Source organism: Streptomyces sp. NBC_01446 (assembly GCF_026340095.1).
In the GTDB taxonomy this organism is placed as follows: Bacteria; Actinomycetota; Actinomycetes; order Streptomycetales; family Streptomycetaceae; genus Streptomyces; species Streptomyces aureus.
In genome coordinates this window covers 2,224,593-2,236,743 of the sequence record NZ_JAPEPO010000001.1, presented here as the reverse complement: position 1 = coordinate 2,236,743, position 12,151 = coordinate 2,224,593, and the positions used below count along the sequence as shown (strand labels likewise).

Here is a 12,151-nt window from a genome sequence, read left to right as displayed (position 1 = left end):
CAATTAGCTTGTGCGGGCTATCTGGTGAGGCTGTGTCATCGAATGGTCGGAGGCTGCTTGGCGTACGGGCGCGGGGTCGGGCCGTGTTGGCAGGAGGGGCACCAGTAGGTGGGACGTTCGCGGGAACCGTCGCCCTGGTCTGCCACGCGGATCGGGGTGCGGCAGCGCAGGCAGGGGCGGGGTGCCCGGCCGTAGACGTAGAGCCGCTGGCCGGGGCGGCCGCTGCCGGTGGTGACGCGTGCGGGGCGGTCACGATTGGCTTCGAGGAGCTTTTTGGCGAGCTCGGGGAGGCGGGCGGCGATTTCGGCGGGGAGGTCGCCGACAGGCAGCCATGGGGTGACCTGGAGGAGGAAGCACAGCTCGGACTTGTAGACGTTGCCGATGCCCGCGAGATTGCGCTGGTCGAGGAGTGCCTCGCCGAGGGGGCGGGCCGGATCGCGCAGGAGATTACGGAGGGCTGTGCCGGCGTCCCAGTCCGGGCCGAGCAGGTCGGGGCCGAGGTGGCCGACCACCTTGTTCTCGTCGGCCGTGCGCAGGAGTTCGAGGACGGGGAGGCGGTAGCCCACTGCGGTGCGGGTGGCGTTGCCGAGGACCGCGCGGATCTGATGGCCGGGGCCACCGGTCCACCGCTCGCCCGGTGCGTACACCTTCCAGGAGCCGTCCATGCGGAGGTGCGAGTGAAGGGTGAGGCCGCCCTCGATGCGGGTGAGGAGGTGCTTGCCGCGCGGGGTGACGTCGAGGACGGTGCGGCCGGTCAGGTCGGCCGTGGCGAAGCGGGGGACGCGCAGGTCGGAGCGGATGAGCACCTGGCCCGCGAGGGCGGTGTGCAGACGCCGCGCGGTCTGCAGGACGGTGTCTCCTTCGGGCATGGGTCAAGGGTGGCACGGGTCTCTGAGGTGAAGTGGTCGGCGTGGGCCGGCGCGGCGGGCAGAGGCGGGCCGGTGCGGGCTCGGGGTGAAGTGGCGGGGAGGGGGCCCGGTGAGGGCTCGGAGCGATGTGGTGGGGGTTGGGGCGGGCGTGTTCGGTGACGGGTCGGGGCTACGCGCGCAGGCGTAGGCCTCGCGGGGTTGCGTGGAAGCCTGCGGCTTCCAGGAGGGACGAGAACGGGGAGGTCAGAGCGGCCGAGCCGTTGATCCGCTCCACGGTGATCGTGCCGAGGGAGCCCGCCTTGGCGGCGTCGGCCAGTACCTCCGCCGCGGCGGGCAGCCGGGAGTCCTCGGCCACGTCGGCGGCGGTGAGCGCGCCGGCGTCGCCTTCGGATGCGGGCCAGGCGAGCAGGGTCTTGCCGCCGCGCTCCATGTACAGGGTCAGCTCGCCGTCGACGAGTACGACCAGGGAGCCCGCCTTGCGGCCCGGCTTGTGTCCTGCGCCGGTGGGGGAGTCGGGCCAGGGCAGGGCCGCCCCATAGGCGTTCGCCGGGTCGGCGGCGGCGAGGACGACGGCTCTGGAAGCGGCCTTGCGGCGGCACGGGGCGCGACCGGGGCCGGGGCCGGGGCCGGGGTGGCCGGGTGCGGGCCAGACGTCGTGTTCCGCGAAGTCCGGGGGGAAATCAGGGACGGTGCCCGGGGGGAAGTCAGGGGGGAAGTCCGGGACGGCGTGTGGTCCGGTGGCCGTGGGCCATGAGGGGTCCCAGGCCGCCGACGCGTCGGTCGTGGGGTTCGCGGGCGGGCCGGGCGGGCCTGCGTAGGGGTCGGGCGGGGCGTCGCCGCGATCGCGGGCGTTCGCGGCCGCGCGCAGGCGGTCCACCGCGCCGTCCATCGCGAACTGCGCGGCGCCGAGGCCCTCGACGACGTACCCCCGCCGGGCCTGGCCGCTGTCCTCGAAGGCGGACAGGATGCGGTACACCGCGGAGAAGCCGCCCTCCACGCCTTCCGCGGCGACGGCGCCCCGGGTCACCACGCCGTGGCGGTCGAGGAGCGTGCGGGCCAGGGCGTGGGCGCGCACCGTCGGGTCTGGGTCGACTGCGGGCAGCAGCGACCAGCGGCCCGCGACGGTCGGTGGGCCCGATCGGGAGGCGGTCCGTGCGGCGGCGGTGAGGCCTCCGTAACGCCCGCGCGGGATCGCGCGGCGGGCGCGATGAGCCGTGGATCCAGCGGTGCGGCCCGACCCCAGGAGCGAGCGCATCGGGGCCAGCGTGTCGTTCGTGAGCCGCCCGGACCAGGCCAGATCCCAGAGCGTGTCCGCCAGTTGGGGATCGGTGGCATCTGGGTGCGTCGTCGCGCGGACCTGGTCGGCGATCTGACGGAAGAACAGACCGTAACCACCGGAGAGCGTGTCCAGGACGGACTGGTGGAGAGCGGTGAGCTCCAGGGGGTGCGGCGCGGGGAGCAGGAGGGGTGCCGTGTCGGCCAGATACAGGGAGACCCAGCCGTCCTTTCCGGGCAGGGAACCCGCACCCGCCCACACGACCTCGCCCGACGCCGTGAGTTCATCGAGCATCGCGGGCGCGTAACCCGAGACCCGGGACGGCAGGACGAGCTTCTCCAGGGCGGACGCCGGTACGGACGCGCCCTGCAACTGCTCGACCGCACGCACCAGACCGTCCACACCGCGCAGCCCGTGCCCGCCCAAGTGCTGCCACTGGGGCAGGAATTGGGCGAGCGCGGCGGGCGGGACCGGCTCCAGCTCGTGCCGCAGGGCCGCGAGCGAACGCCGGCGCAGACGTCGGAGCACCGTCGCGTCGCACCACTCCTGGCCGATGCCCGCCGGATGGAACTCGCCTTGCACCACCCGCCCGTTCGCCGCCAGGCGTTGCAGGGCGCCGTCCGTGACCGCCGCGCCGAGACCGAAGCGGGTGGCGGCCGCGGCGGAGGTGAACGGGCCGTGCGTGCGTGCGTACCGGGCGAGAAGGTCGCCCAGGGGATCCTTGACGGGCTCCGTGAAGGCCTCGGGTACGCCGACCGGCAGCGCTGTGCCGAGCGCGTCCCGCAGCCGGCCCGCGTCCTCGATCGCCGCCCAGTGGTCGGCTCCCGCGATACGGACCCGGATGGCGCGGCGGGCGGACGCCAGCTCCCGGGCCCATCCCGGCTCGGCGCCCCGATCCGCCAACTCGGTGTCCGTGAGCGGCCCGAGGACGCGCAACAGGTCAGCGACGCCCTCGACGTCCTTGATGCGGCGGTCGTCGGTGCGCCACTGGAGCTCCTGCTCCAGCTCGGCGAGCACGTCCGCGTCGAGGAGCTCGCGCAGCTCGGCCTGGCCGAGCAGTTCGGCGAGCAGCCGCGAGTCCAGCGACAGAGCCGCGGCACGCCGCTCGGCGAGCGGGGAGTCGCCCTCGTACAGGAACTGGGCGACGTAGCCGAACAGGAGGGAGCGGGCGAACGGGGAGGCCTCCGGGGTGGTCACCTCGACGAGGCGGACCTTGCGGGACTCGATGTCACCCATCAGCTCGGCGAGGCCGGGCACGTCGAAGACGTCCTGGAGGCACTCCCGTACGGCTTCGAGGACGATCGGGAACGAGCCGAACTCGCTGGCGACCTGGAGGAGTTGGGAGGCGCGCTGGCGCTGTTGCCACAAGGGGGTGCGCTTGCCGGGGTTGCGTCGGGGCAGCAGCAGGGCGCGGGCCGCGCACTCGCGGAAGCGGGCGGCGAACAGGGCCGAGCCGCCGACCTGGTCGGTGACGATCTGGCTGACGTCGCCCTTGTCGAAGGCGACGTCGGCGGCCCCTAGGGGGGCCTGGTCGGCGTCGTACTCCGAACCGGCCTTGGAGGGCTCCTGGTCCAGGAGGTCGAGGCTCATGAGATCGGCGTCGGGAAGGCGCAGCACGATGCCGTCGTCGGCGTGCATGACCTGGGCGTCCATGCCGTACTTCTCGCCGAGCCTGGCCCCGAGAGCGAGCGCCCAGGGAGCGTGCACCTGCGCGCCGAAGGGGGAGTGCACGACGACCCGCCAGTCGCCCAGCTCGTCACGGAACCGCTCGACCACGATGGTGCGGTCGTCCGGGATGTGGCCGCAGGCCTCGCGCTGCTCGGACAGATAGGCCAGCACATTGTCTGCGGCCCACGCGTCGAGGCCGGCCGTGAGCAGCCGGAGCCGTGCGTCCTCAGGGGACATGGAACCGACCTCGCGCAGGAACGCGCCCACCGCGCGCCCCAGTTCGAGCGGCCGGCCGAGCTGGTCGCCCTTCCAGAACGGGAGTCTGCCCGGGACACCGGGCGCGGGGGAGACCAGTACGCGGTCGCGCGTGATGTCCTCGATGCGCCAGGAACTTGTACCGAGGGTGAAGACGTCGCCCACCCGGGACTCGTAGACCATCTCCTCGTCGAGCTCGCCCACCCGGCCGCCGCCCTTCTTGGGGTCGGATCCGGCCAGGAACACCCCGAAGAGGCCGCGGTCCGGGATCGTGCCCCCGGAGGTGACGGCCAGGCGCTGGGCGCCGGGGCGTCCGGTGATCGTGCCGGCGATGCGGTCCCACACCACGCGTGGACGCAGCTCGGCGAACGCGTCGGAGGGATAGCGCCCGGCGAGCATGTCGAGGACGCCGGTGAACGCGGACTCCGGCAGCGATGCGAAGGGGGCCGCGCGGCGGACGAGCGCAAGCAGGTCGTCCACCTGCCAGGTGTCGAGCGCCGTGATCGCGACGAGCTGCTGCGCCAGCACGTCCAGGGGGTTGGCGGGAATGCGGAGGGACTCGATGGAGCCCGTGCGCATCCGCTCGGTGACCACGGCCGCCTGGACGAGGTCGCCCCGGTACTTCGGGAAGACGACGCCTGTGGAGACCGCGCCCACCTGGTGTCCCGCACGGCCCACGCGCTGGAGGCCGGATGCCACGGAGGGCGGGGACTCCACCTGGACGACGAGGTCCACCGCGCCCATGTCGATGCCCAGCTCGAGGCTGGACGTGGCGACCACGGCGGGCAGCCGGCCCGCCTTCAGGTCCTCCTCGACGAGGGCGCGCTGCTCCTTGGAGACCGATCCGTGGTGGGCGCGGGCGATGACCGCAGGTGCCCCGTTCGCCGCGCCCGAACCGCCCATCAGCTCGGCCGGTGCGTGGTCCTCGGGGAGGGCCTCGCCCGTCGCCCGCTCGTACGCGATCTCGTTCAGCCGGTTGCACAGGCGCTCGGCCAGGCGGCGGGAGTTGGCGAAGACGATCGTCGAGCGGTGCGACTGGACCAGGTCGGCGATGCGCTCCTCGACATGGGGCCAGATGGACGGCCGCTCCGCGGCCTGGTCGGAGTCGGCGACGGGCGAGCCGCCGAGCTCGCCCAGGTCCTCCACGGGCACGACCACCGAGAGGTCGAACTCCTTGCCCGAGCGCGGCTGGACGATCTCCACCTTGCGCTGCGGCGACAGATAACGCGCCACCTCGTCGACAGGACGGACCGTCGCGGACAGGCCGATCCGGCGGGCGGGCCGGGGCAGCAACTCGTCGAGCCGCTCCAGGGACAGCGCGAGATGGGCGCCGCGCTTGGTGCCCGCCACCGCGTGCACCTCGTCGAGAATCACCGTCTCGATGCCCGTGAGCGCGTCACGCGCGGCGGACGTGAGCATCAGGAACAGCGACTCGGGCGTCGTGATCAGAATGTCCGGCGGCCGGGTCGACAGGGCGCGGCGCTCGGCCGGGGGAGTGTCCCCGGAGCGGATGCCGACCTTCACCTCGGGCTCGGGCAGTCCCAGGCGCACCGACTCCTGCCGGATGCCGGTGAGCGGGCTGCGCAGATTGCGCTCCACGTCGACCGCGAGGGCTTTGAGGGGTGAGACGTACAGGACGCGGCAGCGCTTCTTCGGGTCGGCCGGTGGCGGCGTCGACGCCAGCTGGTCCAGGGCGGCCAGGAACGCGGCCAGGGTCTTGCCGGAACCCGTCGGCGCGACGACCAGCACGTCCGAGCCCTCGCCGATGGCCTGCCACGCCCCGGCCTGCGCGGGCGTGGGCGCGGAGAACGCCCCCGTGAACCAACTGCGGGTCGCGGGGGAGAAACCGTCGAGCGGGCTGCGTGCGGACCTGACCATGCACCCATCGTGCACCTCCCCACTGACAACGGCCCGGACCTGCGTAAACGCTCCGCGCCCGGACTCCCGCGCCGGGCAGCGCGGCCCGCTCGTGGCGCAGAATGGAACGCATGGCGGGGTCGGGAACGAAGGAATGGGCCAGGCACTGGCGCTACGCACAGCTGCCGGGCCTCGACCTGCTGCGGGCGCGCTACGTCCGCCACACCTTCCCCCGCCACAGCCACGACGGGTACGTCTTCGGCGCGGTCACCAGCGGCATCGAGGACGTGGGACTGCCGACCGGCACGGTGCACGCGGGACCCGGCACCGTCGTCATGATCAACCCGGAGGTGGCGCACACCGCGCGGGCAGGTGAGCCCGGCGGCTGGGCGTACCACACGCTCTATCCGTCGGCCGATGTCATAGCGGAGATCGCCGGCGAGACCACGTCGGTCCGCGGGACGGCCGCGTTCGCCGAACCGATCGTGGGTGACCCGCACGCGGCCCACCTCATCCGCGAGGTGCACCGCGCGGCGGAGGAGGGCAACGCACTCGCCGCCGACAGCCTGCTGCGCATCGTGGTCGCCCGGCTGCTGCGCGATCACGGGCAGCCCATGACCGCGCGCCCCATGCGATCCGCCGGTGCCACGATCGCGGCGCGCGCACGTGCCGTACTCACCGAGCGGATGGCACAGCCGCCGTCGCTGGAGGCCCTCGCCACCGAACTCGGCACCAGCCCGTTCGCCCTGCTGCGCGCCTTCAGAGACGCGTACGGGATGCCGCCGCACACCTGGCTCACCGACGCGCGCGTGCGGGCCGCCCGCCGCCTCCTGGACGGCGGCACGGCACCGGCCGACGCCGCCGTGACGGTCGGTTTCACGGACCAGCCGCACCTGAACCGGCACTTCACGCGGATCGTCGGCGTACCGCCCGGCGCCTACCAGCGGGAGCGCAAGAACGTACAAGACCCGGCCGCGCGCTCCCTCGTACCGTCACAGGCGTGGCAGAACAGACAACATCCGCGGCGATACGCGCCGGATCAGCACGGGACGGGCAAGCAGGACGGCCCGGCGACGGAAGGCCTGAGAAGGCCGATTCCGCCGTCGTCCGGGACGCGCTCGGCGTCGGCGTCGCCGTCGGGCTCTCCGGGTTCGCCTTCGGCGTGACCTCGGCCGGCAGCGGCCTCAGCGTGCTCCAGACCTGCGCGCTCAGCCTGCTCGTGTTCACCGGGGCCTCGCAGTTCGCCCTTGTGGGCGCGATCGCGGCCGGCGGCAACCCGCTCACCGCCGCTGCGGGCGCCTTCTTCCTCGGCGTGCGCAACTCGTTCTACGGGCTGCGCCTGTCCCAGCTCCTCGCCCTCCCGCGCGTGGTGCGCCCCTTCGCCGCGCACTGGGTCATCGACGAGACCACCGCCGTCTCGCTCGCCCAGCCCACGCGCCGCAGCGCCCGTATCGGCTTCACCGTCACGGGACTGACCCTGTACGTGCTGTGGAACCTCACGACCCTGCTCGGGGCGCTCGGTGCGGAGGCCATCGGGGACACCGACGCCTGGGGGCTCGACGCGGCCGGACCCGCGGTCTTCCTGGCGCTGCTCGCGCCGATGCTGCGGACATCCACGGAACGGGCCGTGGCCGGTATCGCCGTCATCCTCGGCCTCGGGCTGCTGCCTGTCCTGCCGGCCGGTGTCCCGGTCCTGGTGGCCGCGCTCGCCGCGCCGGCCGTGCTCTGCGCAGAGGGGCGCCGGGCGGCACGGCGGACAACCGGAAAGAACCCACAAGAGGACCCGCAGAAGGCCGACGGCCGACAGGGAGAGGGCCGATGAACATCTGGATCGCGGTCGCGGTGACCGCAGTCGGCTGCTACGCCGTCAAGCTCATCGGCCTCCTCGTGCCCGCCGGTGTTCTGGAACGGCCACTGGTCCGACGACTGGCGGCGCTGCTCCCCGTGGCCCTGCTGGCCGCGCTCACCGCCCAGCAGACCTTCGCCGACGGCACCACACTCGTTCTCGACGCGAAGGCGGCCGGGCTGGCCGCGGCAGCGGTCGCGCTGATCCTGCGTGCGCCGTTCCTGGTCGTCGTCGCGGCGGCCGTCGTGGTCACGGCCGGGTTGCGCGCCGTCACGGGATGAGCTCCCACGCGCGCGTGGACCCCTTGCACACCTGCCACCCGCACTCAGTGCGCCACCGGCACCTGCGGCACCGACCCCGCCGCGGGTTCCGGTAGGCCGAGTCGCCGGGCCGTTGTCTCCGGGCGGCAGAAGAGCGCCGCCAGGACCCCCGCTGTCACCAGCAGCCCGGCGGTGAGGAGCCAGCCCTCTTCGTAGCCGGCCGACACCGTCCTCGCGCGGTCCACCATGCTGCCGAGCACGAGGGGCGACAGGATGCCTCCCAGCGCGTAGACGAAGGTCAAAGTGCCGAGGGCGACACCGCGTTGGGCCGGAGGAGCGATGCGGGCACAGGCCGTGGACGCCACGGTCAGCATCACCATGGCGAGCGCCATGGGGCCGAGCATCAAGGGCACCTTGACCGCCAGGGAGTCCGTCGTGCCGTACACGGCGACGGCGCAGCCCGCGACGGTGACGAGAAGACCCGCACCGGACCCTGGGGGCAGGCGCCGAGGTGTGCCCTTGCGGGCGGAGCGCTGGGCGATCAGGCCGTGGGCGAGGATGACCGCCCCGTTGGCGAGGGCGCCCAGGCCCACCATCGTGCCTGCCTGGTGAAGGTCCCAGCCGACGACGCTCTCCAGGTAGTCGGGTGCCCACGTCAGCATGGTGCTCATCGACCAGTAGGCGGCGAACGAGCCGAACGCGGCGGTCAGGAACGTGCCGGAGAGCAGGATGGCGCGCAACGGCACCGTGTCCGTCGTGGACGTCTGCTCTGCGGCCTCGGACGGCTTCGTGGTGAGCGGCGGGGCCAGCGGCCCGTCCGCGCCCCACAGCCGCCAGAAGACGGCCCACAGAAGGCCCGCCAGACCGACGACACCGAACGACCAGCGCCAGCCCCAGTGTGTGATCACCCAGGTGAGCACCGGCGAGGCGACGGCCACTCCGGCCGCCGCGCCGACCAGCAGGACCGCGGTGGGCAGGGCCCGCTCACGCTGCGGGAACCAGCCGTGGACGTGGTGCATGGCGACGGGGGAGGCGGGCCCCTCCGCCGCACCGAGGAGCACGCGCGTGGTCAGTAGCGTGCCGAACCCCGCCGCTCCCCACAGCATCGGCAGTTGCGCCACCGACCACAGAAGCGCGAGCACCAGCAGAAGGGTCGTCGTCCGCACGCGCCGTGTGAGGGCCGAGACGCCGAGCGCGGCCAGCGAGAACAGTGCGAAGAACGCCGACTGCGCCGTGCCGAACTCCTGCCGCGTGATGCCGAAGTCCGCCCGGATCTCCGGGCCCGCGAGCCCGAGCACGGCCTTGTCCGCGAAGTTCACGAGCATGAAGGCGAGCAGCAGCCACGTGGTGCGCCACGCCCGGCTCATCAGCAGCAGCCGTCTTCGTCGTCGACCACACCGACGCTGATCGCCCCTTCGGCCCGCCTGCGTCCCTCCGGGGAACGCGTCAACTCCGTCTGCACGTCCGTGCCGGCGGCCACGGCTGCCGATTCGGCGGCGGCCCAGTGGAAGACACCGCGCGCCATGGTCGACGTCTCCTGGAGGGCACGTCGTGCGAACACATCGGCACGCACACGTGCCACCTCCTGGTCGGCGGGCGCCGCGAGGGCCGCGGTCTCCGCCAGATGCGAGGCGAGGCGCAGCTCCCCGGCGGCGAGCAGCTCGGAGGCGCGGAGCGCCAGCGCGGACGCGCCACCCGCGGCGCGTGCGAACTCGGCCGCGACGTCCGCCTCCGGGGCGGGCTTGAGGTGCGCGGGGTTCTGGTCGTACCAGCCGCCCCACAGGCGCCACAGGTTGCGTACGACGAACTCCGGCTCGTCGTAGGCCGGGTGGAGGTACGGCTTCGCCAGCAGCTCCTCGGGGACCTTCACCCCGTGGATGACCGCGTCGAGGCGGTGGCCCGCGTTCATCAGCTCCCTGGTCTGCTCGCACAGCGACTCCAGGAGGCGCGCGGTGTCGTCGAGGGCCTGGTACACGCGGCGGGAGCCGACGACGGGAACGCCGTGTCCAGGCAGCAGGAGTTCGGCGCCGAGCTCCTGCATCGCGCGCAGAGCGCGCGCCCAGTCCTCCGGATAGCGCTGCACCTTCTGGGGGTTGCCCGCGTTCGGCGTGTTCCAGATGAACAGGTCGCCCGTGCACAGCGTCCTGAGTTCGGGGATCCACACGTAGGTGTGGTCGTCGGTCTCCCCGCGCGCGTGCACGAGCTCGAACGTCAGCTCCCCGCGCCGCACGGTCAGACGGTCCCTGTAGACGACGTCGGGATAGCGGTACGTGGTGGGCCACTCCAGGGAGGGCACTCCGAACTGCCGACGATTGATCCAGGAGTTGTAACCCGCCGTCCTGATGTAGCGGTCGAACCGGGCGGGGACGGCCTCGTGGGCGATCACCTCGGGGCGCGGGCCGCCGCTCTTGTCGGCCTCTTGATCGAAGGGGGCCACTCCGAAGACGTGGTCCACGTGACCGTGCGTGTACACCACGGAGCGCACCGGCCCCGCACCGAACCCGGAAACCGCCTCGTGCAGGTGGGCCGCCGTACGGAAGTCGCCCGAGTCGACGAGGACCACGCCGTCGCCCGTGTCGAAGGCGGCCACGTTGGCGAACGCCGGGAAGAAGCCCACGCGGTCACGCAGGCGCACCAGTTCGCTCCCGGAGTACGTGCCCGTCAGATGGGGCAGCAGCGTCTCGGTGCCCTGCCAGACCCGGTCGATGTAGTCGCTGTACGGGCCGTACGCGGAGTGCTGGGCGTGGTCCTGCTCTTTGTGTCCGGTCATGTCCTCGGCTCCTCGTGTGCAGTGCGGTCGATCGCCACCGGCCACGAGTTTCGGCCCCCGATGTGAGATCGAACACCGCCTCGCGTCACACGTCCCGCCCGTAGGTAATGTGACGCGTCACAAACGCAGTGCCCCGTCCATGTCCATGGGGGAATGGAGGAACAGTGGCCCTGTCGCCCGAAGCCCGCTCCCTGGCCGCGCGCTGCGAACCGAGAGTCAACGAACTCGCCCGCCGCATGGCTCGCGAGGCGTTCGAGCAACTGCCCGGATACGCCGAACTCCCGGATGACGTGAAGGACTTGGAGGTCGCCGCGACCGTCCGGCACGGCGTACGGCTCTTCCTGCGACGTGTCAGCGAGCCGGACCTGGTACAGCCCGGCAGTAACCGGCTGTTCCGCGAGCGCGCCGCTCAGCGGGCCGAGGAGGGCATGCCGCTGCACCTCCTTCTGCGCACCTACGCGCATGGCCTGTACGCCCTGTGGCAGGCCTTGCGCGACGTCGCGGGCCCCGGAGAGGAAGGCGCGCTGGTCGAGCTCGTCGACGTCCTGCTGCAGTCGCACCCGGGGATCGTGGGCGCCGTGGCCGAGACGTATCTCGACGAGCGCTCCGCCCTGGAGGCCGAGCAGCGGGCCCAGGTCCGCTCCCTGGTGCGAGGCCTGCTCGACGGGATGGTCCCGCCGGGGCACGTCCTTTTGGACCAGCTCGGCCTCGAAGGGCCCGCTCTCGTACTGGCCCTCGGCCTCGACGCGGATCCCGCCGAGGGACCGGTCGCCGTGCGGCGCAGGCTGCGGCGGCTGCAGACCGCCCTGGACCACACCTTCGGAGTGGAGGTGCTCGCGCTCCTGGAGGCCGACGGCGGGCGGGTCATCGTGCCCAAGGACTGCCCGGCCCCGGACGACCTGGCCGGCCGTCTCGCCAAGGCCGGCGGGTTCGAGGTCCGGGTGGCCGCCGTGCGGACGGCCGGCCCCGAGGAGGTGACCGCAGCGGCCCGCACCGCCACCGAGATCCTGCGCATCACGCGCGCGTGCGGCATCCCGGCCGGGCTGCACCGCCTGGACGACGTGCTCCTGGAGTACCACCTGTCCCGCCCCAGCGAGACGAGTCACCGGATAGCGGCCCTCCTGGACCCCGTGGCCGGCCGGCCCGAACTCCTGGAGACCCTGCGCACCCATCTCGCTCACCAACAGGACCGCAGGGCGACAGCCGCCGCGCTCGGTCTGCACCCCAACACGGTCGACAACCGGCTCGCCCGCATCGGCGAGCAGACGGGCATCGACCTGGCGGCTCCGCGCGGGACGGCACTCGCCATCGCCGCACTTCTACTGAGGGACGCGGTCGACGCTTCCTGAG

At 72.9% G+C, this 12,151-nt stretch carries 7 protein-coding genes and 1 pseudogene; 4 read left to right on the top strand and 4 right to left on the bottom strand.

The genetic code is table 11. The features are described 5' to 3' along the window. Positions 1–35: 35 nt before the first annotated feature. Both OG456_RS09915 and OG456_RS09910 read right to left on the bottom strand, forming a co-directional pair. Entirely contained in the window at positions 36–869 is an 834-nt protein-coding gene (locus OG456_RS09915) for an Fpg/Nei family DNA glycosylase (protein ID WP_266559318.1), read from the bottom strand. A gap of 169 nt (positions 870–1,038) precedes the next feature. Further along, complete coding sequence (locus OG456_RS09910) at positions 1,039–5,946, bottom strand: ATP-dependent helicase (RefSeq protein WP_266559316.1); 4,908 nt, start codon at positions 5,944–5,946, stop codon at positions 1,039–1,041. 101 nt (positions 5,947–6,047) lie between these two features. On the opposite strand from OG456_RS09910, the pseudogene OG456_RS09905 reads away from it, so the two are divergent. The 3 genes and pseudogenes from OG456_RS09905 to OG456_RS09895 form a co-directional block, all read left to right on the top strand. Then, a pseudogene (locus OG456_RS09905) lies at positions 6,048–6,812 on the top strand (AraC family ligand binding domain-containing protein); the annotation flags it as partial. Positions 6,813–6,952: 140 nt separating this feature from the next. Then, the gene (locus OG456_RS09900) at positions 6,953–7,747 is read left to right on the top strand and encodes an AzlC family ABC transporter permease (RefSeq protein ID WP_266569133.1); all 795 of its coding nucleotides are present in this window, start codon (positions 6,953–6,955) and stop codon (positions 7,745–7,747) included. Next, positions 7,744–8,052 carry an AzlD domain-containing protein gene (locus OG456_RS09895; RefSeq protein WP_227297675.1) on the top strand — a complete coding sequence of 103 codons (309 nt, stop codon included), beginning with the start codon at positions 7,744–7,746 and terminating at the stop codon, positions 8,050–8,052. The genes OG456_RS09900 and OG456_RS09895 overlap by 4 nt, the downstream gene beginning before the upstream one ends. A gap of 44 nt (positions 8,053–8,096) precedes the next feature. Here OG456_RS09895 and OG456_RS09890 read toward each other — a convergent pair whose 3' ends face one another. After that, positions 8,097–9,398, bottom strand: a complete 1,302-nt coding sequence (locus OG456_RS09890; protein WP_266559312.1) for an MFS transporter — start codon at positions 9,396–9,398, stop codon at positions 8,097–8,099. Beyond that, complete coding sequence (locus OG456_RS09885; RefSeq protein WP_266559310.1) at positions 9,398–10,801, bottom strand: alkyl sulfatase dimerization domain-containing protein; 1,404 nt, start codon at positions 10,799–10,801, stop codon at positions 9,398–9,400. The genes OG456_RS09890 and OG456_RS09885 overlap by 1 nt, the downstream gene beginning before the upstream one ends. A 164-nt stretch (positions 10,802–10,965) precedes the next feature. On the opposite strand from OG456_RS09885, the gene OG456_RS09880 reads away from it, so the two are divergent. After that, positions 10,966–12,150, top strand: coding sequence for a CdaR family transcriptional regulator (locus OG456_RS09880; protein WP_266559308.1), 1,185 nt, complete (start codon positions 10,966–10,968; stop codon positions 12,148–12,150). The last annotated feature ends 1 nt before the right edge of the window (position 12,151 follow it).

Coding starts and splice junctions, on each gene's coding strand:
- OG456_RS09910 (WP_266559316.1), bottom strand. CDS start 5,946: ATGGTCAGGTCCGCACGCAGCCCGCTCGACGGTTTCTCCCCCGCGACC.
- OG456_RS09885 (WP_266559310.1), bottom strand. CDS start 10,801: ATGACCGGACACAAAGAGCAGGACCACGCCCAGCACTCCGCGTACGGC.
- OG456_RS09915 (WP_266559318.1), bottom strand. CDS start 869: ATGCCCGAAGGAGACACCGTCCTGCAGACCGCGCGGCGTCTGCACACC.
- OG456_RS09890 (WP_266559312.1), bottom strand. CDS start 9,398: ATGAGCCGGGCGTGGCGCACCACGTGGCTGCTGCTCGCCTTCATGCTC.
- OG456_RS09895 (WP_227297675.1), top strand. CDS start 7,744: ATGAACATCTGGATCGCGGTCGCGGTGACCGCAGTCGGCTGCTACGCC.